This is a genomic window from Streptomyces sp. PTL18 (assembly GCF_059510295.1).
The window spans coordinates 1-25,625 of sequence record NZ_JCAJZO010000009.1; the positions used below are offsets into that span (position 1 = coordinate 1).

Here is a 25,625-nt window from a genome sequence, read left to right on the forward strand (position 1 = left end):
CTGATCCCGATCGTTCGCGGTTGGGCTGCCTACTACCGGGCGGTGGCATCCACGACGACGTTTTCGTCGTTGGATCACTACATGTGGCGGCTGACCTTCACATGGGCCAGACGTCGTCACCGCAACAAGTCGAGGTACTGGGTCGTGGACCGGTACTTCGGCAGGTTCCACCCGTCCCGGCGAGACCGGTGGGTATTCGGCGACCGCGACAGCGGTGCCTTTCTCATCAAGTTTGCCTGGACCGGCATCGTCCGCCACCAGCTCGTCAAGGGCGGAGCGTCTCCGGACGACCCCGACCTGACCGAGTACTGGCGGGACCGCCGCCGAAGGAAAGCGCCGCCGCCGATGGACAAGACGAGTCTTCTCCTGGCGGTCCGGCAGCAGGGGCTCTGTCCTCTCTGCAGGCAGGCGCTGATCGTCGGAGCCGAGTACGAACCGGACAGCCCACGCGAGTGGATCAACTGGTTCGCGGCCTCGAAGAAGATGCTCCACAAGCATCACTTCACCTACCGGCGAGACGGCGGCACGGACGAGCGGACCAACCTTCGCCTCGTGCACTCCGAATGCCACCGCCAGCACCACGCTCGCGACGGCAGACGGACCACATAACCCTGCTGACCTGCGAAGCCCATGGGGCTTGCTTGAGCCGGATGCGGGGAAAGCTCGCACGTCCGGTTCTGAGGGGGCCGGGGATCAGCAATGGTCTCCGGCTACCCGACCACAGCGGGCCTGGGCCGAGATGGTGTCCAGCGGCGTCGTCCCTTGCCGGTCGGGTCCAGAACCGGCTCTCCCGCCGCGACACTTCACGCGTCTGTTCGAATCCTGCCGGGTGCGCGCAGCTCGGAGGTCCCGGATCACTGCGGGACCTCCGGCGTTTCAGGGCGTACAGCAGCGAAGTAACCGGATGGGTTCACCGGTGGCTGGTCGGCCGGCGGAGGGCCGAGACCAGCTCGCCGGGCTGCTCTTCCCACTGTGGCGGAGTGAGGATCGGTCGGCCGTAGGCGGCGCGCTCGCAGGGTGTGGCCCTGGGCGTCCCAGCCGTGCCCGGTCGGCCGGCCGACCGGGTGCTCGGGCATCTCCCGAGCCCACATCAAGGCCGCCGATCCCGGTCCGGCGTCCGCGCCGAAGCGCTCGCCCCCCGGCGCGACCCCAGCGTCAGGCCCATCCGGCTGCCCGGTGCGAAGACGCCGCCGATCCGGGCCGGCAGCGGATCACTCATCGACTCAGAACGGCTTCCTGGACTGCTGCCCCGTGGCGAGCCACGTCCTCAACTCCTCAGTGGTGTAGGCGGAGGGAGGGAATCCCACAAACGACCTGTCCTTGAAGACGGCGACGACCCGCACCATCGGCGCCTGGGTGAGGTCCACGGTGTCGATGTGCTCCTGACTGTCGAAACGCACGGCCCACGCCGCGTCGTGCTCGACCGAGAGTTCCGGCTGCATCACGATGATCGGCGGACCGTCTCCCTAAATGCCCCGCAGGTGAACGCGTGCCGCCTCGACGGCTTCGTCTCTCGTCATTCTCAGGACCCGATCGCTCTTTCCGCAGGACTCAACGCTTCAGGGAGACCACTTGTAGGGCAGATATCCTCCAGGCCGGCGACTGATGGCGGCCTTGAGCGGTGCGGCGGCGGCCCGCGTCCGGATCGTCGGGACGTGGCGCGCGGTGCGCGGGTGCCCGGACCGGGTGAGCGCTGTCGGATGTCGCCTGCGCGTCAGGCGGGTATCACAGGCGCGTCCCAGTCGATCCGGTACCGGTGCGTCCAGCCGAACATCTTCTCCGGCTTCAGGAACGTCCGTGTCGCCAGCGGCATCAGCAGGGCCGTGATCTTCGTCGCGACCGGCCCCATCGACTTCTGGCTGTTGGTCCTCGCGGCCTGGGCCGCGACCTTTTCCACCCGGTCCCGCCTCAGCTGCTCGTACGTCGCGAACGCCGCGCCCACGTCGGGGATGTCCCGCAGACACCGCGCCAGTTGCACCGCGCTCTCCACCGCGAGGGACGCGCCCTGTCCGGAGCTGGAGGACGGCGCGTGGGCCGCGTCGCCGACCAGGACCATCCGGCCGCGGTACCACTTCGGCACCGAGGGCAGGATCTCCAGCCCTCCGAACGTGAGGAGTTCGTCGTCGCCGGTGCCCCGGAGCAGGTCGCGGCCGGGCACGTCCCCGGCGAACTTCTCCCGCAGGATGCGCATCCATGCGGCCGGCGGCGTCGTACGGGCCTGCTCCGCGCTGAGCGGCTCGTCGTACGGCAGGTTGGCGAACCAGGCGGTGCCTTTGCCGGGCACCGGCCAGTAGCCGAGGAACGCGTGCTCGCCGAAGGCGAAGTACATGGTGTCCGGCCGCGCCTGAGGGACCTCCGCCTTCGCGTACGCGCCGAAGCCGAGCAGGCCGGTGTACCGGGGGCCGGGCGCTGCCGGGTCGATCAGCTGCCGGACCGTCGACCGGATGCCGTCGGCCCCGACCAGCACGTTCGCGGTCACCCGGGTCCCGTCGGTGAACTCGGCCGTGACGCCCGCCGGAGTCTCCTCGGCTCCGGCCAGGCGCTTGCCGTACACGGTCCGTACGCCCATCGCGGCGGCCCGCTCGCGTACCGCCCCGTACAGGTCGGCGCGCGACATCACCCGGCTGGGCGGCAGGCCGGTCAGTCCGCCGAACTCGCCCATCCGTCGGCCCCGTCCGTCGGTCATGACCATGCGATGGACCGGCTGACCGGCCAAGCCCTGGTCCACACCGACGACTTCCAGGGCGCTGAGCCCGTTGGGTGCGACCATCAGCATGCCGCCGAGGCCGTCCGCCGTGTTCTCGTAAGCCTCGTAGACGGTCGCCTCGATGCCCGCCCTGCGCAGTGCGAGGGCCGTCACCGGTCCGGCTATGCCGCCTCCTATGACGGCCGCCGTCTTGATCGCAGTCATGCGTCTGCCCCTTCCCCGTCCTGTCGGATGTTCAGTGGCCGTGCGAGCGTGCCGGGTCGTCGACGGTCGGGTGACCGCCCGTCCGGTGGGCGAGGCGCAGGTCCTGCAGGTAGGCGCGGGAGCACATGGCGCTCAGGACCGCGATGCCGCCGCGGTGCACGCGGACCTCGCTGTCGGCTGCGACACCGGTCAGACGGATGCGGCGGACCCCGGCGAGGGCCGGTTCCCCGGCGGTCCGGCCCTGCGCGTCCTTGACCTTGCCGCGCGCGGTCCAACGCAGGTCCCAGTGCTCGACTACGGCGTCTTCCGGCACCAGCAGTTTGACCGTGGCGCGTTGGAGTTCCAGGCGCAGCTCCATGTCGTCGGGCAGGTCCGGGGAGCGCAGGTCGAGCACGGCCAGGCCCTGGCGGGCGCGCACCTGGATGTGTCCGGCGCGGGTCCAGTTGCCCAGCCGCTTGGTGGTGGCGTGGTCGGCGTGGACGCGCTCGGCGGCGGCGGGCGTCTCAGTGCTGGTGGTGGTCATTTTCGTGGTCTCCGTCCGATCGTGGGCCCCGTTCATACTCCATGGATAGTTGCATCGAAACTAGTCTCACGTCAACTAGTTTCAGCGTGGGTAATATGCACGCATGAGCACCACGCCCCGCAGCTCCCCGCTGGCCCTGACCGTGCTGGCCCTGTTGCACTTCCAGCCGCTGCACCCGTACGGCATCCAGCGACTGATCAAGCAGTGGGGGAAGGACCAGGTCGTCAACGTCGGCCAGCGCGCGAGCCTCTACCGCACGATCGACCGGCTGCTCGCGGCGGGCCTGGTCACGGTCCGGGAGACCGGTCGCGACCAGCAGTACCCCGAGCGGACGGTGTACGAGCTGACCGACGAGGGACGCTCGACCATGCGCGTCTGGCTGGGCGAGATGCTCAGCGCGCCGAAGCAGGAGTTCCCGCAGTTCCCCGCCGCACTGTCCTTCGTCCTCATGCTCGCCCCGGAGGAGGCCCTCGACGTGCTGGAACAGCGCGCCGCGGCCGTCGCGGGAGCGCTCGACGCACACGACAAGTCCTTGGCCGAGCAGAGGGACATCCACGGCCTGCCGCGGGTGACCATGCTCGAAGGGGAGTATCTGCGCGCCATGACCGCCGCAGAGTTGGACTGGATCCGCGCCGTCACAGACGATCTGCGCCGCGGGCGGCTCGGCTGGAGCCTTGAGGAGTTGATCGGTTTCGCCCAGAGCACCGGACAGCAGGCCCTGGCCGACCGAACGCTCTCAATGCCGGACCACGACCTGCAGTGACCGCGAGACGTGCAGCAGACCCCGCCGCACCGGCTCGGAACGGGAACTACCTGCCACCGTGCTCTTCGTGATGTCTGTCGTCAACGTCGGGACAGCAAGTTCGGCCACCGCCAAGAACGCCGCGATGGCCGACATCTCGCGGCTCACCCAGGCGCTCTTCCGCGGCAAGACGTGGGAAGTCCTCAGCGAGTCAGTCGTCACCAAGGTCTCCACGCAGTTCGCGAAGGCGTTCGGCTTTCGTCTCACCAAGAAGGGGCTCGGCAAGGCCGTACCCGCCTTCGGGATCGTTGTCGGCGGCACCCTCAACTGGACCACTCTGGAGGGGATCGTCGACGCCGCCGACATGGCGTACCGGCGGCGGTTGCTCCTGGAGAAGTACCCGCATCTCGCTGACGAGGAGGCACCCGGACCGTATCTCGGCGAGGACCCAGACGTGCCGGACGACGCCGACGAGGAGATCAGCGTGCTCGACGAGATCGTCGAGGCGGGCGGACCCGACCTCCACTGACCCGGTGTACCGGTGTCCCGGCGGTGAACGTCATCACGCGACCGCCGGGACGACGGCTCAGGACCCCGCCGCGAAGTCCACGAAGTGCGCCCAGCCGTCTCGCCCCACCGAGAAGTCGGGGCGCGTGACGTCTTTGGAGTCCCGCACGTGAATGGCCTGCTCGGTAACTGCCACCTCCACGCAGTCGTCCCCCTGGGTGCCGCTGTAGCTGGACTTGAACCAGGCGAGTTCGGGGTTGCTCATAGCTCTCCTCGCAGTCGCTCCAGCAGACCCCGTGAGTCTTTGGGGTGCAGGGCCTGCGACCGCAGTGTGTCATAGCACTGGCAGAGCAGGCTCACCTCTTTCGCGTCGGTGATCAGACGGCCGTTCTGCTGACCCTCCGAGTAGGCAATCCGCCGACGTTCCGGGGTTTCCAGCAGGCGCATGGGACCGTCGAGGCACGCGTGATACTCGGCGTCCATCGGCATGACTTGAAACGTCACGTTCCTGGGAGCAGTGAGTGCCAGCACGTGATCCAGCAAGCCTCGCATCACCTCCGCACCTCCAAGCCGCCGCCGTAAGACGTGCTCCTCCACGATGAAGCTGAACGGGACGTTGGGCCGCTCAGTGAGCATCCGTTGCCGCTCCAGTCGCGCGACGACCTGCGCCTCCAACTGCTGATCGGAAAGCGGGGGGATGCTGTTGTCGAACACCGCCCGCGCATACCCCTCCGACTGCAACAACCCCGGCACCAGCCGGCACTCATAAGTGCACAGGCTCACCGCCGCCCGCTCCAGCCGAGCCCACTGCCGAAACCAAGCCGCCAGCCCCGCCTCCCCCCGCGTCAGGAAGCACGCCGCCCGCCGCAGCGCCCCCGTATTCCCCAGCGCCTCCTCCGCCCGCTCCACGAACGACGCGTCCGGCATCCGCCGCCCCAGTTCCACCGACTCCACCGTGTGCTTGGAGAAGCGGACCAACTCCCCGAACTCCGCCCGGCTCAGCCCCGCGTGCTCGCGCAGCGCCTGGACCACCGCCCCGAACGTCCGCAGACTGTCCGACGGATCCGGTTCCCGCTCGCAGTCTCCGCCCAGCCCCACCGGTTCGACGTGGTCGGTCGTCATTCGAGGCCCACCTCCAGGTGCACACAAGCCAGTTCCCCCCTGATGGAGAACACCCAGACTGGCCATTCCGCATGCGTACTGTCCACCGAACGTGTCCGTACGCTGACGCACCGTACGGGCCGCACTCCTGGCGCACACCACCTCACGCGCGTCACGGTGGCCCCATGAACGTGAGCTCGCCCCACTCCCCCACCGCCGTCCGGACGTTCGCGCAGCAGCTGTCGTCCACCCGTCGCGGCGCACGGCTCGCCCGTCTCCTCGCCGTGGCGGAGTTCCAGGCCTGGCAGGTGCCGCCGTCCGTGGCCGAGCGCGCGGAGCAGATCGTGGCCGAACTGGCCGCCAACGCGGCACTGCACGGCCGCGTCCAAGGCCGCGACTTCCGCCTCACGCTCACCCTCGATCACGCGTCCGCCGACGTCGTCCTCCGCATCGCCGTCACCGACGCCCGGGGCGACCAATTGCCCACCCCCTCCACGGATTTCGAGACGCCACCGGACGCCGAAACGGGCCGTGGGCTCCTGCTCGTCACCGCCCTGGCCGGCCGATGGGGTACCGAGCCGCATCCGCCCAGTGGCAAGACCGTGTGGGCCGAGCTCGATCTCGGGCCATGCGACCCGAGGCCGATCCGTTAGGAGTTGGGAGTCTCCGGCTCACCAGCTCACCAGCTCACCGACAGGGAGAGCGGCCCCGCTCTCCCCCGGGCCTACAGCCCCTCGTTCCCCGGATCGGGTTCATCGTCCGGAACCGTCTGCCCGACCCCCAACGCGTCGGCGTCCGGCTCCTGCTCCGTGCGGGTGTGCACGTCCAGCAGGGCCACGAGGCGCTGTCGCATGCGCTCCCGGCGTACGTCGTAGAACTCCGGGAACCCCGTCACGGCCTCGGGCAAACCGATGGCGTCGAACTCCCGCAGCCAGCTTTGCCGCTCGGCGTCCGACGGGAAGTGCTTCCGAAGCCAGTCGGCCGGCAGAGAGGCCTGCTTGGAAGTGTTCTCGGCTCCTCTGAGGAGTTGCAGGTTGGCCGCCCTGTCCGCGCGGTCCTCGATCAGCGGGAGCGCGTCCTCGGGAACACCGGCCTTGCGCAGCTTGGCCCGCGACCGCAGGAGACTGCGCGGGAAGACGTGGTCCTCGTGGAAGTGGTCCCGGGTGTCGACGCCGGGATACAGCATCGCCAGCATCGGGAACAGCCGCTTCGATCCGTACCTGAGGTCCAGGAGGTCGTCGATCTCGGCCGGCTCGAAGCGCAGCGCCTTGCCCTGGCGGGCCATCTCACGTTCGATGGCTTCGGTCGGCCATCCCTGGCCGCCCTCCTTCTCCAGAGTCGTGCGCAGGCCGGTGAGCAGCCGGTCGAGACCGCTGCCCCACACGCCGGACTTCATGAGCGAGCGCTGGAGCCAGCGGCGGATCGCCGCGCGGTCGTCCCGGAAGGCCTCCGAAGTGCGGTAGTTCTCACCCAGGTTGCGGCGATGGAGGTAGTAGGCCAGCGGGATGAGGACGCTGTTGGCGGTGAGCGTGACACCGGAGAACCCGAAGTCGGCCAGCAGCGCCACACCGAGACGCAGGGCGCCCTCGATGTCGGACCAGTGCTTCTCCAGGTTGGTCATGGTGTCGCGGTCGAAGTTGTCGACCTTGAAGCGGATGTCCCCCTTGCCGAGCAGCACCAGGCCCGTCTTGAGGATGAGGTCCTTGCTGAAGGCGAAGCCCTGGCCGACCCCGTTCAGTTCGTCGACGAGCCGGTGGATGGTCTCCCGGGCGTCGCGCTCGCCCCACTGCGCGGTGGCGACCGACAGCAGCAGGTCGGAGTAGGAGAGAACCGCCCCGCCCGAGTTGACCCGGATGAAGATGTTGAGGACCTTGTCCAGCTCCTGCGCTTCCTCCAGGAAGAAGTTCACGGTCGGGGTGACGTGGACGACTTCCTGGAGTCGGCTCAGCACGTCGCCGGCCGTGTCGTTGTCCATGATCCCGCGGTGCTGAAGCGTGCGGACGGCGTCCCGGACGGTGCGCACCTCGCGCACGTCCTGGACGCGGTACCAGTGTGCGTCTCCGCTCTCGGTCCCGGCTGCGGCCTCCTCCGGTGTGAGGAACCGGAAGTCGTACTCGACTCCCAGGTCGTCGTCCTGTCCGCGGTGCAACAGATTCACGTACAGGAACTTCTTCGGGTAGGCGAGGGGATTGTTCGCCCACAGGCGCGGGAGCTTCGCGGTGAACGACCCGTACAGGCCGATGTTCAGAGCCGTCAACCGCTGCTGGCCGTCCAGGATCGCCGTGACCGCCCGGCTGCCGAGGGGGCCCGTCGGCGCGCAGTGGGCGTTGTCGCGCTCGTGGTAGTCGCGCATGAAGTCGTAGAAGGCGAAGCGGCCGGCGTTGCCCTCCTGGACCTGCCACATGAGGAAGGAGCCGATCGGGTAGCCGCGCATCAGGCTGTCGAACAGCCGGGTGATCTTGTCGCGCGACCAGACGAACTCCCGCTGGATCGCCGGCAACACGTACTCGCGGCGATGGATCCTCTCCAGCGCGCCGGCGATCGTGATGGGCGTCTGGAATGACATGCGTCCCCCCACCGGACTCAGATCTTCGTCCCCACCGTATCGCCCCCGGTCGGGCCCCCGCAGCGGCATGCGACGACCCGCCCAGCACGACCGCCGGCGCCTGGGGCCTCACTGCCTGCGCCGAGCGGTGTTGCGCCGCAGTCGCGGCCGTGTGACCGGTGACTGTCGACGGCCGGCGGCAAGCGCAAGGAGGCGGTCGCCGATGACGGAGACACCAGGGCGGGGCTCGTCCGCGTAGTACCAGGGCTTGCGTCGGCGCAGCAGCGCCTCGCCGTGCTCACTCCAGGTGAATCCGGGCTTCCGCAGCAGCTTTCGGAACACGGTGTCGGCTGTCTCCGGGTGAGCGGCAGCCAGTCGGCGGATCGGCAGCGGTCCGATCGACTCCTCGCGCAGGTACATGCGCAGCAGGTCCTGGTACTGCCTGCGGCTTCCGAGCGCCGGGTCGGCGAAGAGGTCTCGGAGCATTCCGTAGTCCGCGTAGAAGTTGAGCCCGTCGACCTGGTCGTAGATGACACCGACGGTGTCCGAGCCCGCCAGTTCCGGCGGCAACTCGAAGAACGGCAGGTCCAGGCCGGGCAGCCGCCTGCCCCGGGCGCGGTCGGGCTGTCCGGCGACGGCGGTCTCTTGGCGGTGGCGGTAGTAGGCGTTGAGGAGGTCCTCGGCTTCGGCAGGCGGAAGGGCCAGTTCGTCACCGCCGCAGAACTCGACGAACGCGGCCCGGTCCTCCCGCATCACCTGCCACCCCTGCTCGACCTTTCGGGGGTTACGGAAGACCAGTTCGGGTCGGCTGGTGGCCAGTTGGAGAGCGGCCTGGGCGATCTCGGTCGCGCTGGAGGCGGGGTAGCTCGACATCGCCCCTGACACCAGCCACGCCCCGCGGGCCGGGTGCACCGGCACCAGGCAGGTGTGGAGGAAGTCCCCTTCGGACACTCCGCGGAACGCCGTCCTCCCGGCATTCGAGTACGTGCGGTACTCCAGGTCGTCGACCAGGTTCAGCAGAGCGACGGCATCCTTGTCCTTGCGCTGGATCTCGAAGATGCCCTCGACCGGGTCGCGCCAGCCGAGCAGCATCTCCCGGTCGACCGCGGTCAAGCCCTTACGCCCGGCGACGAACCGGTCCACCACGGTCGAACCGTCCGGCAGGCGATACCGCAGGATGAAGTGGTCGACGATCCGGATCGCCTCGCCCTCGTCCAGCTGCCGCTCGGGCCCTGCGGCCTCCAGCAGGAGGGGCCTCAACCACCGGTCGAAGCGGGAGCTCTGCCCGAAGGCGACCAGCTGTCCTTTCAACTCGGCACTGCGCTCGACGAGGTCGGTCAGCGACCGTTCGCCGACGTCCTGGTGCGTGCCCTGTTCGGCGTCAGCCATGTTCAGCCCTTCCACACAACCGGTTTCGCGTGCGTTCGAGTGCCCGGCCTCAACCGGCCCAGTGACGGTACGCCTCGATCCACTGCGCGCCCTCGGGCGCCGGGCTGGGCAACGGCAGATCCAGGATTCCGATCGACTGCCGGATGCCGCCGTGAGAGCACAGGGCGACGATTCTCCCGTCCCGCGTGAGGTCGATGCCGCCCACGGTCACCTCGACGCCGAGAACCACGGTGGTGAAGGGCAGGTCGAGGTGCTCCTCAAGCATGGTGAACAGGCCGGTCAGCTGCTCGTCCTCGTTGTAGGCGTCGACAGTCGCCTCTTCGATCATGGCCTCGAGCTCGGCCGTGTCCAACGCGCTCATGGGGCAACCCTAACGACCCCACCTCGGCACTCGCCGTTGTCGGAGGAGGGCCCGATCGTTCTCGGTGGATCTTCTGCTCGGTGTGGCGGGAGTGGTGACCATGGCCGACGACGTCGTGCAGTACCCGGAGTTCTGTCTGCGGCTGCCGAACGGCGGGCCGTCCGCGCGAGGACGGGTCCTGCGCGAGAAGGGGCTGAACGGCAGCCCGAAGTTCCTGGTCCTGGCCGGCTCGCCTGTGCGCCGGGAGACGCTGCCCGGCATAGGACGTCACGCGGCGGCGCAGCGGGAGGAGTTGCTCACCGACGGCGGGATCCGGGAGTCGGAGCGTTGGCGGGGGTATCTGGAGACCACCCGGGACATCGAGTGCAACTCCCCGTCGGCCGCGGCATCGGTCGTGGCCGGCCGCAGCCCCGGCGGGCGGGCCGAGTGGCGTACGGAGGACGGCTTCACTCGTAATTGTCCAGCGCGGCGGGGGCGTCACGGGCGGCGTCGATCAGCACGAGGCCCTTGGGAGTGTGGGCGGCGAAGACGAGCAAGCCGACGGACTCGCGGCCGCGGCGATCCTCACGACGGACCCAGACCACCGCGCGAGCTCTCGGGAGAGGTGGCAAGTTCGGCCAGGACGGTTGCCCAACGGTGGATCACATCCCCGGACGGTGTCCTCATCGGTCTGCACGAGCTGGGCGATCACATGCACCCGGTTCTCGCCGGCCGAGGCCGGCCGCATCATCGCGCGTCGATAACGCACCGAACTCGTGCTGCCCCGACGCACGATCTACTGGAGCTTTTGCCCCTCCTGGTCGGTCAGTCTGCGCACACGGACGGGCTCGGCCACCGTGCCCCCAGCGATCGGAAGGGGACGTCACCGCACATCCAACCGCCCCAACCAGCAACCCTTCGAACCCATGCGGTGACAGCACTAGAATCGCCTTTCGTGATCACAGTGGTCGTTACCGTCGGGCTGGCGTTCGTCGGCTACGTCGTCACGTACCTCAACGGCTTACGCCTGTCACAACGTCAGGAACGTCTCGCTCGCGTGAATCGCCAGCTCAGCGACTTCTACGGGCCGCTGTTCGCCCTCACGGAAGCCAACAGCCGCACGTTCAACGCGTTCGTGGAACGTCACGCCCGCCCCGGCGGAAAGTCGCCGTTTGCTCATGAGTCCCTGCCCACTCCTGAAGAGCTCACCGAGTGGCGGCTGTGGGTCACCACCGTGTTTCTTCCGAACATCCAGGCCATGCGCGACCTGGTCATCAGACATGCGGACCTGTTGAGCGAATCAGAGATGCCGTCGCTTCTGCTCCAACTGTGCGCGCATGTGTCGGGTTATGAGATCACAACCGCTCGTTGGGCGCAGGGACAACACGATCAGCACCTCTCGGTGGTGTCGTTCCCCAGCGAGGAGCTCGCCGCCTACGCGCGCCAGGGATTCTCCGCGCTGAAGAAGGAACAGGCCCGCCTGTTGGGGCAACGGCAGGGGACCTGACCAATTAACCAGCGAGGCGACATCGAATCTGCCGCCGGCGACTCCGGAGACAACACCGATGGTGGGCCGGCCGCGGAGCACGCCGGTGAACTCGTCGGGGATCTGCCGCAACCGTTCCACCGCGGCGAGAGCCGCCCGCGCGTACGGCGGTGCGAAGTCCGTGGACTGCGCATCCGTTCGGCCACGGCCGCGTCGGCCGGTGCGGCCCGCCACTCGTGAGCGTCCGTCCCACCCACCTTGGGTCGAGGACGGACGCCGCGACGCGGGGTCACGGGGCCTCTGGCCACCCCGGGGCCGCTGACATGCCGCGCACTCGGCAGAGTTCGAATCCGCCTGTGATTCCCCTGTGTGATCTGCATCACGAGACCATGACGATCCGTCACACGCGCCTTTACATTACCCACACACAACTCAAAACTCACAGGGGGAAGGGTCGAATTGACCACATACACTCCCGTCGGCGTCCTGACCAGACGCCGGCTCCGCTGGCATGCGCTCGCCGCGGCGACCGTCGCTGGAGCTCTGCTCGCCACCGCCACACCGACGTTCGCGGCCACGCCCAAGGATACCGGCGGGGCCGACACGGACACCTACGTCTACCCCGGCCGGCTGAAGGACACAGCAGCCCCCATCCGTACGGATGTGTGCCGGCTGGGATTCATCCTGCACGCCGGCGGCCCGGCCCTCAAGGCGGTCGCCAAGTCAGGGCTGACGAGCACCGATCCCGCGGAACTGCACCGGCTGGCGAATCCGGAGTACTGGAACACCACACCGCTGTCCACCGCGTACGACAAGGACCAGGCCAGCTACGAGAAGACCTGGAACACCCTGGGCGACCGGCACTACACGTGGGACAAGTCGATCCCGGGGAACTTCGATCTGCCGGGCATGAGCAACACCGCGTTCCACTGGTCACCGGACTACTACGGCACGCTCGGCGTCACCGAGTTCTACGTCAACCAGTACTTCAAGGGCGAGGATTCGCTCTACGGGGACTTGGCGCCGATCGCCCAGCCGTCCTCGATGACCGCCGCCACCGCGCTGGCCAAGAACCTGCACCTGTATTCCGGCAAGGACGAGACCTCGGACAACCTCGCCGAGGCCCAGGCGTGGCAGGCGCTGGGCTCCTACGAGCCGTTCGACGACGGCAAGGTGTTCACCGGGAACAAGCACGCCGACGACGTACGGATCTTCCTGCAGGACGGCGGGTTCCCGAAGACCGCGCCGGACGCGGGGTCGGTCGAGTACCGCATGGAGGTCGAGGCGCTCAAGCTGCGCTTCGCCTCCTGCGACAGCGACAACCCGCTGGACCCCCACCATGTGCTGGGGTCGGTGGTGAAGACCGCCGGCGTCGAGTGGCAGTCGGAACTGGACGCGCAGGCCGCACAGCGCGCTGACATCGTCGCGGCGGAGATCCAGGCCAACAGCGATCTGCAGACGGCCTCGCAGGCGATGGTCGAGTCGGTGGGCCAGTCCTGGATCGCCGGGCAACTGGCGAAGTGGCAGTCGTACTGGACCAAACACCCCAAGAACAGCTCCAATGAGCTGTCCTATCCCAAGCCCGCCGACTTCAAGTACGCCACCAAGGAGATCGGCAACGCCCGCACCCGGGCAGCCGCCCAGCTGACGATCGCGAACAAGGCCGCCGCCGACGCGAAGGCCCAGGCCGACAAGGTGACCGCCGCCGAGACAGCGGCCGGGAAGATCGCCGCCGCGAACAACACGCCCTACGGACGCGGTCTGGCTTACGCGCAGCAGTCGGCGCAGGTCACCAAGGCGTCCTCCGCCGCGGCCGCCGCAGCTGCCAAGGCCACCCAGACCGCGGTGAACGCCGCGAAGGCGTCGGTCAACGACAGCGCGGCGCTGATGTCGCTGGCGAAGACCCAGGCCGAGGCGCTCAAGGCGGAGTTCCGCAAGGCCGCCGCCCAGGAGGCTGCCGCCCAGGCGCACGCCGCAGCAGTTGCCGCGGCGGCCCAGGCCACCACGGCGGCCAACGCCGCGGCGACGGCGAAGGCCGACCGGACCACCGCCGAGAAGGCCCAGGCCACCGCCACGAGGGCGGCGGCCGACGCGGCGGCCCAGCGCGGCATCGCCCAGCAGCAGGCGGCCAACGCCGCCGCCGACCGGGCGCTCGCCGAGAGCAAGCGGCAGATCGCCGCCGCCGACGAAGCCGACGCCCGCAGCCAGCAGGCCACGGCCCGGAGCAAGGAGGCCGAAGCAGAACAGGCCGAGGCCGTCGCGGCGCAGAAGAAGACGGACGCCCAAACCGCCGAGTCCCAGGCCGCCGACGCCCGCGGCCGGGCCTCCGACGCCGCCAACCGCCGCGACGCCCTGAACAGCAGGGCGGCCGCCGCCGAGGCAGCGGCGGCTGCCGCCGACGGCACGTCCGCCGCCGATGGGGCGAAGGCCGCCGCCGCCAAGGCACAGCACGCCGCCGACGACGCGTCCACCGCCGCTGACAAGGCCCAAGCCGACGCCGACGACGCCTCCAATGCCGCGATCGCGGCGCGGGCTGCCGCCACGAACGCCGACGCGGCCGCGAAGAAGGCCCGGGCGGCCGCCAACCGGGCACAGTCCGACGCGGACACCACCCGTGCCGCGGCCGCGACCGCCCACTCGGCCGCCGCCGACGCGATCAGCGCCGCCCGCCAGTCGGCCGAGGCGGCCGACGCCGCGACCGCGCTGGCCGCCTCGGCGCAGGCGGACGCGCGCAAGGCCGCCGCCGACGCGGTGGCCGCCCGGGCAGCGGCCGACCAGGCCCGCAAGGACAGCGCCACCACAGCCGGACAGGCCTACGCGGCGGCTCTTTCGGCCGCCGCCGCCCGCGACGCGGCGGCCGCCGTGACCGCGCCCGCCAATGACGCGATCGCGCTCGGCACCCCGTTCCGGGAGATCGACTCGTCCGCCGCTCTGGCGGTCCTGGTCGGGCAGGGCGCCAAGACGGTCGCCCAGCAGCAGCAGGCGGCCGCCGAGGCGCGCGCCAAGGACGCCGCCGACGCCGCCAAGCTGGCCCAGGCCGCAGCCGCCAAGGCCAACGCCGACGCCAAGGCCGCGGCCCAGGCCGCAGCCGGTGCGGCGACCGACGCGGCAGCCGCCGCCAAGTCCGCAGCGGCGGCCCGCACCTCGGCCGCCGCGGCAGCGGAGGACGCCGCAGCGGCCGCCACCGCCGACGCCGCGACCGCGAGGCTCAACGCCCAGGCGCAGGCCGACGCCGCCGCCGCGAACAACTCCGCCAGCAGCGCCGAGAGCGACGCGGCAGCAGCCGACAGCGCCGCCACCGAAGCCGAACACGACGCCGCCGCCGCGCGCAGCGCCGCCGCGCAGGCCAGGGAAGCGGCAACCGCCGCTCAGAAGGCGGCGGACCAGGCCGCCAAGGACGCCGCCGACGCCCAGGAAGCCGCCAAGAACGCCCAGGCCGACTCCGAAGCCGCCGAGAAGTCGGCGGAGACGGCCGAGGCACAGGCCCAGACGGCGGCCCGGCAGTCCCGGATCATCGACAAGTGGGACGGCGGTTACGCGATCCTGGAGACCGCCGACGACCTCACCGTCACCACCGACCCCGGCGGCTGCACCACCGGCAGTGATGGCACCTGCGACATCGACGTGGCGATGCACATCAGCGGCACCGTCTACTCCGATGTGCTCATCTGCTACGTGACCAGCCCCACGAGCGTGGACTGCCTGCGCCAGTCGCTGGCGACGCGGCCGGTGGGTTTCACCGAGCACCGCACCCTGCACATCGTCGCCAAGGACATGATCCAGGCCTCGCTGAAGAACCTGGTGCACATCGTCGCCGGTGACTTCATCGACTGCGCCAACGGCAAGGCCAGTGGCTGCGCCTGGGCCGCGGCCAACTTCATCCCGTACGGCAAGATCAGTGAGATGATCAAGTCCGTGGTCGGCCTCCGCCGGGCCATGGAGGCCGGCAAGGGCATCGAGGAAGCCTGGGTCGGGGTCAAGGCCGCCGGACTGGACGCCGACGCACTCGCCGGCCTCGAGGAAGAGGTCAAGGTCGCCGAGGACGCCTTCGCGAACTGCTCGCTGAACAGCTTCCCGGCCGACACGCGGGTGCTGCTGGCGGACGGCTCCTACAAGGCCATCAGCGACATCCGCGTCGGCGACCGGTTGCTGGCCACCGACCCGGACACCCGCACCTCGCGGGTGGAGCCGGTGACGGCGTCCTTCGCTCACAGCACCGACCGCCTGGTCGACATCACCCTCTCCGGCGCAGGCCGGCTGACCAGCACGGCCGGTCACCGGGTGTACGTGGTCAACGCCGGCTGGACCTTCGCCTCCGATCTGCACGCGGGTGACCTGCTGCGGACGGCGGACGGCGGCACTCGAGCCGTCACCGGGCTCCGCGACCGCGAAGGCCTCGCCCCGCAGTCGGTCTACGACCTGACCGTCGACGGCCTGCACACCTTCTACGTGCGCACCGCCGGCACCAGGGCACAGGACGTGCTCGTCCACAACTGCAACGACCTGGTGAAGGACGCGGCGGAGTACCCGGGCCAGGCCCACACGCTCGACGAGCACGTGAACCCGACCCCGGAGAAGTTGGACGAACTGATCGAGAAGAAGGGAGTCAACAGCGTCTTCGTCGATGAGCAGACCGCCCAGCAGGTGGTCGACTACGCCATCGCGGACGATGTCGCCAAGAAGGCGAAGAACCCCAAGTCCCTCACGATCGCCAAGTGGTTGGCGAGCGACAGCACGGAGCCGTACACCATCAAGGGCACCTTCGGTGCGAAGAACTCACTCGGCAAGGTCTACCGGGCGAACAACGTGGTGACCGACGCGGGCAACGGGTACGTCGTCCTTCTCAAGAAGGCGCCGAGGACAGCCAGTGGGAAACACCCCCTCGGATACTTCGTCTTCACCGCCTACCCGGTGTAAGGAGGGACGATGACCGACTGGCGCTCCGCTCCCGACTTCGGGCTGACCCAGCTGACGCGGCAGTTCCACCAGGACTGGTCGCGGGACGGGACGGCACTTGAGATCGTCGCGAACTCGGCCGACAGCTTCGGCGGCAAGGCCGCGCCGGCGCTGCTGGAGGATTCACTGCGGCTGCTGGAGTCGCCGCTTCCCACCTGGGCGGTCACATCGCTGTGGCTGGCGGCGACCTGTCGGGGGTACGACATCGACCGGCTGGGCATCGACGGCCGGGAGTGGCTGCGCCAGATCATCGACGTGTGCCTGCGGCGGCTGCGCAGGGACGATCCGGCCTACCGGCTCCAGGCGCCCGGGCCGGCGTCCGAGGCGCTGACGGGCGAGGTCCTCGACGAGATCCTGCTGGCCAGCCCGCGGCTGCCGGTCGCGGTGACCGAGCACGCCTGGGCACACGTCGGCGGGGTCGTGCCCGCGCTGAACCTGGCCGCCACTCAGGTCAGCGCGGACCTCGCGTTCCGGCTGCTGCTGCGGTGCCTGTCCGAGTACTGGGTACCGCTGACGCAGCCCCAGTACGACCGGTTCGTCGCTCTGGGCGAGCGGTTCGGCTACGGGGAGCCGCTGGTCATGACAGTGGACCATCTGATCGACCTGCAGTAGCCAGAGGTGCCGGATCCGCCGCCGGGCGGATCCGGCACCCTACGATCTGGGGAGCAACCCGAGCCAGGTCGCGTGATCCCTGCCTCTTCCCGCCGGGCCCGCCTCCCGCTTACGGCGATCCCGGCGCCCACCACAGAACGGTTCGTCCCGCTTCGCACGCGGACGCCTCGCCGAATGCCCCGAAGCCCACGCGGCCTGACACGCCGCAGCCGGCCCGGTGTCTGTGCCGACGATTAGTCTTCGGCGACATGCGCGAGTCGGGAGGGGCAGTCATGGCTGTGGATTCGATCGTCGTTCTCCGGATCACGGGGAAGGAGGAGCGGAAGCGTCCCACCGAGGCCGATGTCCTGGCCGGAGAGTTCGTGGTGGACACGCCCTTCGTCCGTGGCACCCTCAAGACCTGGATCTGCCCCCAGGACCTGCGGCAGTGGCAGCAGGCCCTGGACTCGCTCGACGCGGGCCAGGACATCGCCTGGCGCGAGGGAAAACGCGCTCCGTGGCTCTTCGTCGAACTCGACGAAGACGACGACCGGTGCCAGGTCACGATCAGGGACCGTTCCATGTCCCTGACGGCGGTGACGGTCGCCGTCCCACTGGCCGACGCCTGGTTCGACGACGCGTACCGACGCCTGGACCTGGTCTGGGAGACCTGGCCCCTGGCCGAAGACTGAACCATGGCCGGCGAACGGGATCGCCGTCGACCACCGTAAGCACGGGCGTGCCTTCCCGGCCGACGCGGCAACGTCGGTCTTGCTCGCTGCCCTGTCGATCGACCGTTGGGCGTCATGGGGAAGTCCGATGACGTGCTCGGCAGCGGGGAGCAGGTCCTCGGTGGTGGCGAGCCGACCGATGCTCACGCCTTGACCGCCGCCGTGCCATGCTGGGCGTGCCGGAGCAGCGGGAGGATCTGATGGCGGGGGACACTGACGGTGTGGCCGAACTCGGGGTTCGGCCCTGGTACGGCGCCAACGAAGTCCTGGCGTTCCTGCTTGAGCTCGCAGCGCTGAGCTTTCTGAGCTGGTGGGGGTTCGGTGCGGGGCATCAGGGCGCTGTCCGAATCCTGCTCGGCCTGGGAACGCCTCTGTTGGCGATCACGCTCTGGGCGTTGTTCGCCGCGCCCCGGGCTCGGCTGCGGCCGCGGCTTCCCCTGGTCCTGATGGTGAAGGCGCTGGTGCTCGGCGGTGGTGCCGCCGCTCTGTTCGACGTGGGTCATCCCGTCGCGGCAAGTGCCGTGGCAGTTGTGACGGTCGTCAACACGGCGGTGGCCGAGATCTTCCGTGCCGCCCCGCCGAGCGTGGTGCCGGCCGGGCCGGCGCGCGACGGACGAATGACGCAGCCCCCGGTTCGTGAAGGCTGAGGCTCACGCCGGCTCAGGTCGGGACGCTCCGGCTCCGTGTCACTGCCACGAGGCGGTGCGAGGCACCGGAAGCGCGGTGGGGCCACGGGTCATCGCCCGATCATCACGGTCTTCTCCACGGTGACCTGGTCGATGTCGGAGACGCGGACCGTGGCCCTCATCGTCCAGGTCCCGGCGGCGGGCAGGTTGAGGGTGTCGCTGCCCCAAAAGCCGCGTTCGTCGGCGAGCCGCGCGTCCAGCGGGCCGATCCCCCGGGCTGCGTGAGTGAAGGTGAGCCGCAGGTCGGGGATGGCGACGGGGCTGCCGTCGGCGCCGTAGACGATCACCTCGACCACGTTCCGGCCGACCCGGCCCGGTTCGAGCTCGACCTGGACCCTGCCGCGTCCGACGAGGTTGTTCTTACCGGTGTCGTACGGAATCAGGGTCAGGTTCACGTCGGGCCGTCCGGGCACCCTGCTCGCCACGGCAGCGGTCTCGTCGGCGGCCCGGCCCGTCTGGGTGCCCGTCAGCACGGTCGTGAGCACGAGGACCACCGCACCGACCGTCACCTCGGCCAGCACGGAGCGGCGCAGCCCGCGCCGGAGCGCGGGCGAACCGGGCCCCGCCGTCTCGCTCCCGCCGGCCGGGGAAGGGGGAGGAGTCCCGCCGCCGCCCGCCGTGACCAGCACGCCTTCCTGCTCCTTCACGTGCAGCAGCCGGGCCGTCCAGCGCCGGGAGTACGACGCCGCCAGCAGCATCAGCATGACCGCCCACACCTTGAACGCGAGGATCCTGCCGTACGGCGTGGTGAACGCCTCCCAGGAGCCCAGCCCACGCCATGACTGGTACACGCCCGTTGCGGCCAGGACACCCACGGCGGTCAGGGCGATGCGGGAGAAACGGGCGACGGCGGCGGAGGGCAGTGGGTCCTCGGCCGGTGCCCGGTGCAGCGCGACCAGCAGTGCGGCCAGGCCGCCGAGCCACACCGCCATGGCCATCAGGTGCAGCACGGCGGAGGTCATGGCCACGGGTACCTGGATCCCGGCGGAGGCGTGCTCGGCCGCCGCCCAGGTCGCGGTCAGGCCGAGGGAGAGCACGCCGCCTGCTGCGGCAACCGGCCGAGTGGGCTTCGACGCCGGCAGCCGGTGGCGTACCAGCGCGGCCACGACCAGGAGCAGGACCAGCCGGGCCAACAGGGCGATCCCCGGCCGGCTGTCCGCGGTACGCCGCAGCAACCCCACGTCGAACACCCCGGCGAGCCCCTCGTCGCCGTCGTAGGGCCCGCGCAACAGAATCAGCGCGACCGTGGACACCAGCAGCGCCCACCATCCGGTCACGAACGGCCGGCGCACCACCCGCACCGCCGTGGCCGAGGGCCAGCAGGCCAGGACGAACACGGCAATGCCGATCAGCAGCGTGAGACCGCCGTAGGCGACGTAGCGACCGGCGCCGTACATCGCTTCGACGGCAGGGTCCACCGCGGGTGCGGCAGCGGCCGGGGCCCGGTTCGCCGACGGTTTGCCCACGGAGAAGGTGAAGGCGCCGGACACCGCGTGGGTGTCCGCCGACACCACCCGCCACGACACGGTGTACGTGCCCTGGCCCAGACCGCTCATCAGCGCCACGCGGGCGGTGTCGCCCCGGCCGCCCGCATGGTGCGGATCGCCCGCCGTCACCGGACGGCCCTCGGGATCGAGCACCCGCAAGGAGTTCTCGACGAGGGCGACCGACTCGTCGAAGGTCGCCGTGACCTGTTTCGGCACGGTCTTCAACACGCTGCCGTCGCGCGGGTCGCTGCCGGTCAGCACCGCGTGCGCCGAAGCCGGTGCCGCACCTCCGAGCAGAGCACCGGCAAGCACGGCGAGCAGCGCCAGGAGCGAGCCGATCGTCCGCCTGCCGTCGTTCACCTGTCGTCGCACCACGTCGTGTCCCCGGGTTCCGGCGTCTGGATCATCGATATGTACGGACGCACGCCGAACCCTGCTCACCCGACGGCGCCCTGCGCAGACGAGCAGACGCATATGAACTCGGCGTCTGCGCCGGTCCCGGGCACGCGAGCGCGGGCCCTCCGGCGCCTGCTTCCCGGAGCGTGATCGCCTTCTCGCCCTCCGCCCGCCGGTCCAGCCGTCTCCAGGGCGTCACCCGCCCGGCACCGGCCGGGGTCCGGACCTCCGGAAGGTCACGTGCCGGCGCGGGTGGCGGTGAATCAGCTTCGTTGGAAGAACTCGACCTCTGCCAGCGCCAGTTGACGGCCCGGGCCCAGGCCCACGGGCGAGCGCAGGACCAGGCGTACCGTCTTCACGTCGCTGATGCCGGTGGGGATCGTCTGCGGGCCCGGTTTGTCGCTGAGGGTGAGCTGCTTGTGCTGCTGCTCGCCGTTCTGCGTCGTCACCTCCAGGTCCATCTGGAGTGCGCGTGCCTCGCGGGCGTACCCCTCCGGATCCGCGGACGGGCCGTTGGTGATGATCAGGTCGACCAGGCGGAACGGCTTGCGGAAGGTGTACGTCACCGAGGCGCCCGGCGCGGGTGCGCCCCAGTAGCTGTTGCTCAGTCCGTCCGTGGTGTTCTTCGCCGGGTGCCGGGGGGACTCGGCGCTCGCCTCGGTGTCCACCGGGGTGATGGACTGGGCCTTGCCCAGTTTGTCCCGGGTGTCCTGGAACAGCGCGCGTCCGGCGGGGAGCAGCAGGAGACCGCCGGCGCACAGCGCCACGACCACGGCCGTGATCACCAGGAACCGCACAGCCCTGCCCGAACCCGCCCTCGCCCTGCGGCGGAACGGCCACACGGTCCGCCACCAGGGCAGCGGTTCGGGCTTCGCGGCGGGTTTCAGCGCGGCCGCACAACGACGGCAGAACCGGCGGTCCGGCGGATTGGGTGTACCGCAGGAGGGACAGGGCGCGCCTGCCACCTCGTCGGGCACTTCCACGGGGCGTACGACCGGGCGGGGAGCCACCGGCTTCGCGGGTCGCACGGGCTGGATGGGCGCGGGAGCCGGCTGCTCGGGGGTGGGGGCGATCGGGGGCCGGGGGCCCGGCGTGTTCCCGGAGGCGGCAGCGGGTGGGGAGGCCGGAGCAGGGCGGACAGCCGACGCCGCCGGGGGCGTGGGGGCGACTTGGCCGGTGCGGGCGGCTTCGTGGGCGCGGGAGCTCTCGGTGGCGCGCGAGCCCTCGTCGGTACGGGAGCCCTCGGTGGCGCGCGAGCCCTCGTCGGTACGGGAGCCCTCGGTGGCGCGCGAGCCCTCGTCGGTGCGGGAAGCCCTGTCATCACCGGCTGTCGAGCGGGGGGCGGGAGCGGAGGGCCCGGCGTCGGCATCGTCGGGGCCGGTCCGGGGTGCGGGGCTTGTCGTCCCGTCCCGGCCGGAGGCGGGCACGGAGCCCTCGCGGTCGCTGTCGCCGCTCCCCGAGCGCGGGCCCGCGGCAGGCCCCGTGCTCGCCCCCCGCGCCTCGCCGCGAACGCGGGCCGTCAGCCGCGTACGCAATGACGGACCGCGGCCGGGCGCGGAGGACGCCGGCTCCTCCACCGGGGGCGACGCCGCGGGGGCGGCAGCCGGCAGAGCGGCGGCCGCGCCGGCCGGGGGTTGCGCCGGTGTGGCCGGCGCCGACGACTCGGCGGGTGTGCTCGCCGCCGGCGGCTCCGAAGCCGACGGCCGGGGCGCGCTCGGGGCGGACGGTGGCGGGGACGCGCCGGGGGACGACGGCCCCGCGGGCGTACTCGATGCCGGCGACCCGGACGACGGGCCCGAAGCCGACGTGCCCGAAGCCGGCGTGCTGTCCGACCACCCCAGATACGCCCCGCAGTTGCCGCAGAAGTCGTCCGTGGAGCCGTTGGACGCCCCGCACGCGGGACAGGCGCGCATGGCGTCACCTCCCTTCGTCGGTGGGCGGGCCGGGGAGGACCTCCACCCGGCAGGCGGTGTGCACCGGGCACATGGCCCTGACGACCTCGCGGACCCTGTCCGGGTCCACCCACGCCTCGTCATCGGACCACACCCGGACCAGGACCTCGGCGGGGGACTCGGGCGGCAGGTCGGCACCGGCGGTGTTCGACCACACCGCGCCGCCGTCCCCGGTGACCTCGGCATGGACGCCGAGGGCGAGCCGCAGGGCTTCGACCAGGCCGCGTCCGGTGCCGCGCCATCGGTGCAGCTCCACCGCGCGGACCACCGCCTCACGGCGCCGCTCCACCGGCCCCTGCGGGTCGTCGGCTGCGCCCACCCAGGACGCCAGCCAGGCGAGGAAGTCGGCCGGTGTCACCCGGGGATCGAGGTAGGCGGGCAGGTTGTCGAGGGTGGCGAACACCGGGGCGAGGACGGTGTCGAGTCCGGCCGTGAAGCGTTGCGCGAAGTCGTCGTCGGCGTACAGCGCGGGCAGTTGCCCACCGATCGGGTACCGGCTCGGCAGACCGGGTATCGCGGCGCGGCTCATCCCCGGGCCTCCGGCTCCACGGCCGTGACGACCACCTGGTGCTGGTGGGAGAAGACCAGCGCGCCCGGCGCCACCTCGATGCGGTCCGTCGGTGCGCCGCGTCGCCCGGTGATCGGGTCGGCGGGGAACAGCAGGATCTCCTCGACCAGCGTGTTGCCGGTGGCGCGTTGCAGGACGCCGAAGACGTCGCCGTACTGGACCGGTCGTCCGAAGGGCCAGCCGGTGCCGTCGGGGCCGCCGACCAGCGGGTTGAGGTGGCGGAACAGCGCGGCGAGGGCCGCGTCGCGGACGCGGTCGGTGTCTGCCGGCGCCGCCGCGAGCCTGGCGACCACGGTGACGCCCTGGTAGACGGGCGGCTCGACGACGAGGCGGGTGCCGATCAGGCGTCGTTCGTCCAGGCTCGTGGTGATCGCCTGGAGCACCTGGTCGGTGGGGATGAGCTGCTCGAAGCGGAGGCGGTCGTCGCCCTCGTCGGCCACTGCGTCCGGCACCACCAGGACCCGCACCGCGCCCGCGCCGCCGGTGGCGGGCAGACAGCGGACCCGGCGCACCGAGGGGGCGGCCCGGCGGCTGATGATCTCGTAGTCCTCGGCGGTGACCGCGCGTTCCTGCATGCGCAGGGCGTCCGGTGCCCGCAGCTTGGCGTTGGCGACGGTCTCGCCGGCGACGCCGCCGCGTGCCGCCTCCCGGTTGACGACCCGCGCCACGTACGGGACGGAACTGCGCAGTACGGAGATCGCGCCGCGGGCGACATTGCCGGCGGGGCCACCGCCGGTGCGGTAGCGGGTCACCCGTATCCGGGCGCCCTTGGGCGGCACCGCGCCGCACTGCCGCAGCGTGCCGTCCGGTTCGCGCAACGCCGGTGGGAAGGTGAACTCGCCGGTGGTGGCGTTGACTTGGACATGACGGTCGGCGGGGCCCGAGCGGCCGAAGTGCTCCACCACGTCCCAGCGCTGCCAGCCCTCTGCCGAGGACACCTCCACCACGGGGGGCTCGCCGTCGAGGAGAACGGGCGGTCGCCCGAGCCGGAACGTCTGGCCCGGGACCCCCTCCGAGGTGCCGAGCGGCACGTCGGTCTCGGTCTCGGCGTGTTCGACGGACATGGTGCCGCCCACGGTGAACACCGACGCCTCGCGCACCGTCGGGGACTCCGAGTAGAACGGCTGGCCCGGCTCCGCCTCGGTGACCCGGCAGCGCAGCCAGCCGGCCCGCATCCCGCCGATCACCGCCGCCGTGTGCCCGGCCGGTACGTACACGACGACCTCGCCGGGCCGGTTCAGGCCGCCGGTGGAGTCCTCGCCGGTCTCGCACACCTGCCAGCCGCCGCCGTCCCACGCCTCCCACACCAGCGGGGGCTGGCGCGGGTCCACGCCGATGCCCTCGACGCGGCTGTCCAGGCGCACCGCGACCACACAGCGCGGCACCGCCGTCGGGAGGCCGAACAGCAGCGCGTCGCCGGGCTGGGGTGCCGCCTGGAAGACGGGCACGTGGCGGCCCTCGGCCAGCTCCCCGGTCCGGTCCGTCTGCTCGCCCGTGCGGGGCGCGGTCACCAGACGTGTCAACTCGCTGGGGAGGACGCGCAGTTCCTCGGTGGTCGTGAACACCACGGCCTCGTCGCCCTCACCGCCCGCCGTGGTCACCTCGGTGCCCGCGGGAAGCGTCACCGTGTCGGGCTGCGGCGCCGACAGCCAGAAGTCGACCTCGGCCACGGCCGCGGCCGGCGGGAACAGGCGGATGCCGAGCAGGTCGAGGAAGGCGGTGTAGTTCTTGTCCGGGACCCGGTTCAGCCGGTACAGCAGCTGGTCCACGATATAGGCGAACGTCTCGATCAGGGTGACGCCCGGGTCGGAGACGTTGTGGTCGGTCCACTCCGGGGCGCGCCGGCGCACGTACCGCTTCGCCTCGTCGACGAGTTGCTGGAACCGCCGGTCGTCCAGGTTGGGGGAGGGCAGGGCCATCAGTCGGCGCCCCATTCCTCGGCCCCCTCCTCGGAGGGGATCGTGTAGAAGGGAAAGACCAGGTTGCGCCGGTCGTTGGTGGAACGCAGCGTGTAGTGCACGTCGATGTAGAGGGTGCCGTCCTCGACGGCGTCGAAGGCGACCACCACGTCGTCCACGGCGATGCGCGGCTCCCACCGCTCCAGGGCCTCGCGCACCTGTTGCGCGACACGTCCGGCGGTGGCGCCGTCGCCGGGCGCGAAGACGTAGTCGTGGATGCCGCAGCCGAACTCGGGGCGCATGGGGCGCTCTCCGGGCGCGGTGCCCAGGACCAGGCGGATCGCCTCCTCGATCTCCCGCTCCCGCTCGACCATGCCGATCCCGCCGGTCGGCCCGACCCGCAGCGGGAACCCCCAGCCGCGGCCGATGAACCGCCCGCTCATCACACGCCCCCGATCAGCACGGTCGGGTCGCCGCCCGAGATCATCGCGCCGCACGTGGTCCTGTCGCGCATCCGGGCGGCCGGCAGCCCGCCGATGAGCACCTCGCCCGAGGCGAGCGCGGCCGGGTCGGGCATGACCACGTTGCCCGGCCCCAGGGCCAGGTGCGGTGGCATCGCGCAGGTGTGCAGGCTTCCCACGACGGCGGCGGGGCGGCCGCCGATGAGCACGCTCGCGACCGCCGCCGCAGCGCCGGCCGGCGGTGTGGCGATCACACCGCCGTGGTTGGTGGGGTCACCGGAACGGGCTGCGGCCGGCATGCGGTGCTCCTTTCGTCGGTTACGGATCCGGGCTCGTCGGTCAGGGGGCTTCGGGT

Annotated in this window: 24 protein-coding genes and 3 pseudogenes; 10 read left to right on the plus strand and 17 right to left on the minus strand. The window is 70.9% G+C overall.

Annotated elements, in window-relative coordinates; translation table 11 throughout:
- A partial coding sequence (locus AC5WS8_RS18645) for a group II intron maturase-specific domain-containing protein (RefSeq protein WP_496104537.1) occupies positions 1 to 609 on the plus strand: 609 nt, incomplete at its 5' end.
- A gap of 301 nt (positions 610 to 910) precedes the next feature.
- On the opposite strand, the pseudogene AC5WS8_RS18650 reads toward AC5WS8_RS18645, so the two are convergent.
- The 4 genes and pseudogenes from AC5WS8_RS18650 to AC5WS8_RS18665 form a co-directional block, all read right to left on the minus strand.
- Positions 911 to 1,207, minus strand: a pseudogene (locus AC5WS8_RS18650) (SAM-dependent methyltransferase); the annotation flags it as partial.
- A 16-nt stretch (positions 1,208 to 1,223) separates the two neighbouring features.
- On the minus strand, positions 1,224 to 1,442 hold the full coding sequence (locus AC5WS8_RS18655; protein ID WP_496104538.1) for a hypothetical protein: 219 nt from the start codon (positions 1,440 to 1,442) through the stop codon (positions 1,224 to 1,226).
- A gap of 272 nt (positions 1,443 to 1,714) precedes the next feature.
- Complete coding sequence (locus AC5WS8_RS18660) at positions 1,715 to 2,911, minus strand: FAD-dependent oxidoreductase (RefSeq protein ID WP_496104539.1); 1,197 nt, start codon at positions 2,909 to 2,911, stop codon at positions 1,715 to 1,717.
- Between the two features lie 31 nt (positions 2,912 to 2,942).
- Positions 2,943 to 3,434 (minus strand): hypothetical protein, encoded by a 492-nt coding sequence (locus tag AC5WS8_RS18665; RefSeq protein WP_496104540.1) that lies wholly within the window; start codon positions 3,432 to 3,434, stop codon positions 2,943 to 2,945.
- A gap of 103 nt (positions 3,435 to 3,537) precedes the next feature.
- On the opposite strand from AC5WS8_RS18665, the gene AC5WS8_RS18670 reads away from it, so the two are divergent.
- Together AC5WS8_RS18670 and AC5WS8_RS18675 are read left to right on the plus strand one after the other, a co-directional pair.
- A complete protein-coding gene (locus AC5WS8_RS18670) occupies positions 3,538 to 4,197 on the plus strand; it encodes a PadR family transcriptional regulator (protein WP_496104541.1) in 660 nt (219 codons plus the stop codon).
- Between the two features lie 58 nt (positions 4,198 to 4,255).
- Positions 4,256 to 4,705 (plus strand): EcsC family protein, encoded by a 450-nt coding sequence (locus AC5WS8_RS18675; RefSeq protein ID WP_496104542.1) that lies wholly within the window; start codon positions 4,256 to 4,258, stop codon positions 4,703 to 4,705.
- Positions 4,706 to 4,762: 57 nt separating this feature from the next.
- Here AC5WS8_RS18675 and AC5WS8_RS18680 read toward each other — a convergent pair whose 3' ends face one another.
- Positions 4,763 to 4,948, minus strand: a complete 186-nt coding sequence (locus tag AC5WS8_RS18680) for a DUF397 domain-containing protein (RefSeq protein WP_496104543.1) — start codon at positions 4,946 to 4,948, stop codon at positions 4,763 to 4,765.
- Complete coding sequence (locus tag AC5WS8_RS18685) at positions 4,945 to 5,805, minus strand: helix-turn-helix domain-containing protein (protein WP_496104544.1); 861 nt, start codon at positions 5,803 to 5,805, stop codon at positions 4,945 to 4,947. The genes AC5WS8_RS18680 and AC5WS8_RS18685 overlap by 4 nt, the downstream gene beginning before the upstream one ends.
- A gap of 164 nt (positions 5,806 to 5,969) precedes the next feature.
- Here AC5WS8_RS18685 and AC5WS8_RS18690 point away from each other — a divergent pair, with 164 nt between their 5' ends.
- Positions 5,970 to 6,437: an ATP-binding protein gene (locus tag AC5WS8_RS18690; RefSeq protein ID WP_496104545.1), complete on the plus strand. Its 468-nt coding sequence runs from the start codon at positions 5,970 to 5,972 to the stop codon at positions 6,435 to 6,437.
- 71 nt (positions 6,438 to 6,508) lie between these two features.
- Here the strand turns inward: AC5WS8_RS18690 and AC5WS8_RS18695 are convergent, their stop codons facing one another.
- The 3 genes from AC5WS8_RS18695 to AC5WS8_RS18705 form a co-directional block, all read right to left on the minus strand.
- On the minus strand, positions 6,509 to 8,350 hold the full coding sequence (locus tag AC5WS8_RS18695; protein ID WP_496104546.1) for a DUF262 domain-containing protein: 1,842 nt from the start codon (positions 8,348 to 8,350) through the stop codon (positions 6,509 to 6,511).
- Between the two features lie 108 nt (positions 8,351 to 8,458).
- Positions 8,459 to 9,718: a hypothetical protein gene (locus AC5WS8_RS18700; RefSeq protein WP_496104547.1), complete on the minus strand. Its 1,260-nt coding sequence runs from the start codon at positions 9,716 to 9,718 to the stop codon at positions 8,459 to 8,461.
- 49 nt (positions 9,719 to 9,767) lie between these two features.
- Positions 9,768 to 10,079 (minus strand): calcium-binding protein, encoded by a 312-nt coding sequence (locus tag AC5WS8_RS18705; protein WP_496104548.1) that lies wholly within the window; start codon positions 10,077 to 10,079, stop codon positions 9,768 to 9,770.
- A 100-nt stretch (positions 10,080 to 10,179) separates the two neighbouring features.
- Between AC5WS8_RS18705 and AC5WS8_RS18710 the strand changes: the two are divergent.
- Positions 10,180 to 10,470 (plus strand): annotated as a pseudogene (locus AC5WS8_RS18710) (DUF4357 domain-containing protein); the annotation flags it as partial.
- A gap of 55 nt (positions 10,471 to 10,525) precedes the next feature.
- Here AC5WS8_RS18710 and AC5WS8_RS18715 read toward each other — a convergent pair.
- Together AC5WS8_RS18715 and AC5WS8_RS18720 are read right to left on the minus strand one after the other, a co-directional pair.
- On the minus strand, positions 10,526 to 10,663 hold the full coding sequence (locus AC5WS8_RS18715; RefSeq protein ID WP_496104795.1) for a hypothetical protein: 138 nt from the start codon (positions 10,661 to 10,663) through the stop codon (positions 10,526 to 10,528).
- A 46-nt stretch (positions 10,664 to 10,709) separates the two neighbouring features.
- A pseudogene (locus AC5WS8_RS18720) lies at positions 10,710 to 10,854 on the minus strand (IS630 family transposase); the annotation flags it as partial.
- Between the two features lie 159 nt (positions 10,855 to 11,013).
- Here AC5WS8_RS18720 and AC5WS8_RS18725 point away from each other — a divergent pair.
- The 5 genes from AC5WS8_RS18725 to AC5WS8_RS18745 all read left to right on the plus strand — a co-directional run bounded on the left by AC5WS8_RS18725 (position 11,014) and on the right by AC5WS8_RS18745 (position 18,469).
- On the plus strand, positions 11,014 to 11,565 hold the full coding sequence (locus tag AC5WS8_RS18725; protein WP_496104549.1) for a hypothetical protein: 552 nt from the start codon (positions 11,014 to 11,016) through the stop codon (positions 11,563 to 11,565).
- A gap of 438 nt (positions 11,566 to 12,003) precedes the next feature.
- The gene (locus tag AC5WS8_RS18730) at positions 12,004 to 16,461 is read left to right on the plus strand and encodes a polymorphic toxin-type HINT domain-containing protein (protein ID WP_496104550.1); all 4,458 of its coding nucleotides are present in this window, start codon (positions 12,004 to 12,006) and stop codon (positions 16,459 to 16,461) included.
- Between the two features lie 9 nt (positions 16,462 to 16,470).
- A complete protein-coding gene (locus tag AC5WS8_RS18735) occupies positions 16,471 to 17,112 on the plus strand; it encodes a hypothetical protein (RefSeq protein WP_496104551.1) in 642 nt (213 codons plus the stop codon).
- Positions 17,113 to 17,384: 272 nt separating this feature from the next.
- Positions 17,385 to 17,783, plus strand: coding sequence for a DUF5959 family protein (locus AC5WS8_RS18740; RefSeq protein WP_496104552.1), 399 nt, complete (start codon positions 17,385 to 17,387; stop codon positions 17,781 to 17,783).
- A 239-nt stretch (positions 17,784 to 18,022) separates the two neighbouring features.
- The gene (locus AC5WS8_RS18745; protein WP_496104781.1) at positions 18,023 to 18,469 is read left to right on the plus strand and encodes a YrdB family protein; all 447 of its coding nucleotides are present in this window, start codon (positions 18,023 to 18,025) and stop codon (positions 18,467 to 18,469) included.
- 89 nt (positions 18,470 to 18,558) lie between these two features.
- Here the strand turns inward: AC5WS8_RS18745 and AC5WS8_RS18750 are convergent, their stop codons facing one another.
- The 6 genes from AC5WS8_RS18750 to AC5WS8_RS18775 all read right to left on the minus strand — a co-directional run bounded on the left by AC5WS8_RS18750 (position 18,559) and on the right by AC5WS8_RS18775 (position 25,569).
- Positions 18,559 to 20,370, minus strand: coding sequence for a copper resistance CopC/CopD family protein (locus AC5WS8_RS18750; protein ID WP_496104553.1), 1,812 nt, complete (start codon positions 20,368 to 20,370; stop codon positions 18,559 to 18,561).
- 284 nt (positions 20,371 to 20,654) lie between these two features.
- On the minus strand, positions 20,655 to 21,926 hold the full coding sequence (locus tag AC5WS8_RS18755; RefSeq protein WP_496104554.1) for an NADase-type glycan-binding domain-containing protein: 1,272 nt from the start codon (positions 21,924 to 21,926) through the stop codon (positions 20,655 to 20,657).
- 382 nt (positions 21,927 to 22,308) lie between these two features.
- A complete protein-coding gene (locus AC5WS8_RS18760; protein ID WP_496104555.1) occupies positions 22,309 to 22,872 on the minus strand; it encodes a phage tail protein in 564 nt (187 codons plus the stop codon).
- Entirely contained in the window at positions 22,869 to 24,830 is a 1,962-nt protein-coding gene (locus tag AC5WS8_RS18765) for a putative baseplate assembly protein (protein WP_496104782.1), read from the minus strand. Before AC5WS8_RS18765 ends, AC5WS8_RS18760 begins: the two co-directional genes overlap by 4 nt.
- A complete protein-coding gene (locus AC5WS8_RS18770; RefSeq protein ID WP_496104556.1) occupies positions 24,830 to 25,252 on the minus strand; it encodes a GPW/gp25 family protein in 423 nt (140 codons plus the stop codon). Before AC5WS8_RS18770 ends, AC5WS8_RS18765 begins: the two co-directional genes overlap by 1 nt.
- On the minus strand, positions 25,252 to 25,569 hold the full coding sequence (locus tag AC5WS8_RS18775) for a PAAR domain-containing protein (RefSeq protein WP_496104557.1): 318 nt from the start codon (positions 25,567 to 25,569) through the stop codon (positions 25,252 to 25,254). The genes AC5WS8_RS18770 and AC5WS8_RS18775 overlap by 1 nt, the downstream gene beginning before the upstream one ends.
- Positions 25,570 to 25,625 lie beyond the last annotated feature (56 nt).

Excerpts from the sequence above, each read along its gene's own strand:
- AC5WS8_RS18695 (WP_496104546.1), bottom strand. The coding sequence starts at position 8,350 with ATGTCATTCCAGACGCCCATCACGATCGCCGGCGCGCTGGAGAGGATC.
- AC5WS8_RS18740 (WP_496104552.1), top strand. The coding sequence starts at position 17,385 with ATGGCTGTGGATTCGATCGTCGTTCTCCGGATCACGGGGAAGGAGGAG.
- AC5WS8_RS18705 (WP_496104548.1), bottom strand. The coding sequence starts at position 10,079 with ATGAGCGCGTTGGACACGGCCGAGCTCGAGGCCATGATCGAAGAGGCG.
- AC5WS8_RS18760 (WP_496104555.1), bottom strand. The coding sequence starts at position 22,872 with ATGAGCCGCGCCGCGATACCCGGTCTGCCGAGCCGGTACCCGATCGGT.
- AC5WS8_RS18735 (WP_496104551.1), top strand. The coding sequence starts at position 16,471 with ATGACCGACTGGCGCTCCGCTCCCGACTTCGGGCTGACCCAGCTGACG.
- AC5WS8_RS18775 (WP_496104557.1), bottom strand. The coding sequence starts at position 25,569 with ATGCCGGCCGCAGCCCGTTCCGGTGACCCCACCAACCACGGCGGTGTG.
- AC5WS8_RS18665 (WP_496104540.1), bottom strand. The coding sequence starts at position 3,434 with ATGACCACCACCAGCACTGAGACGCCCGCCGCCGCCGAGCGCGTCCAC.
- AC5WS8_RS18745 (WP_496104781.1), top strand. The coding sequence starts at position 18,023 with ATGGCGGGGGACACTGACGGTGTGGCCGAACTCGGGGTTCGGCCCTGG.
- AC5WS8_RS18660 (WP_496104539.1), bottom strand. The coding sequence starts at position 2,911 with ATGACTGCGATCAAGACGGCGGCCGTCATAGGAGGCGGCATAGCCGGA.
- AC5WS8_RS18700 (WP_496104547.1), bottom strand. The coding sequence starts at position 9,718 with ATGGCTGACGCCGAACAGGGCACGCACCAGGACGTCGGCGAACGGTCG.
- AC5WS8_RS18680 (WP_496104543.1), bottom strand. The coding sequence starts at position 4,948 with ATGAGCAACCCCGAACTCGCCTGGTTCAAGTCCAGCTACAGCGGCACC.
- AC5WS8_RS18685 (WP_496104544.1), bottom strand. The coding sequence starts at position 5,805 with ATGACGACCGACCACGTCGAACCGGTGGGGCTGGGCGGAGACTGCGAG.
- AC5WS8_RS18655 (WP_496104538.1), bottom strand. The coding sequence starts at position 1,442 with ATGCAGCCGGAACTCTCGGTCGAGCACGACGCGGCGTGGGCCGTGCGT.
- AC5WS8_RS18765 (WP_496104782.1), bottom strand. The coding sequence starts at position 24,830 with ATGGCCCTGCCCTCCCCCAACCTGGACGACCGGCGGTTCCAGCAACTC.
- AC5WS8_RS18670 (WP_496104541.1), top strand. The coding sequence starts at position 3,538 with ATGAGCACCACGCCCCGCAGCTCCCCGCTGGCCCTGACCGTGCTGGCC.
- AC5WS8_RS18690 (WP_496104545.1), top strand. The coding sequence starts at position 5,970 with ATGAACGTGAGCTCGCCCCACTCCCCCACCGCCGTCCGGACGTTCGCG.
- AC5WS8_RS18770 (WP_496104556.1), bottom strand. The coding sequence starts at position 25,252 with ATGAGCGGGCGGTTCATCGGCCGCGGCTGGGGGTTCCCGCTGCGGGTC.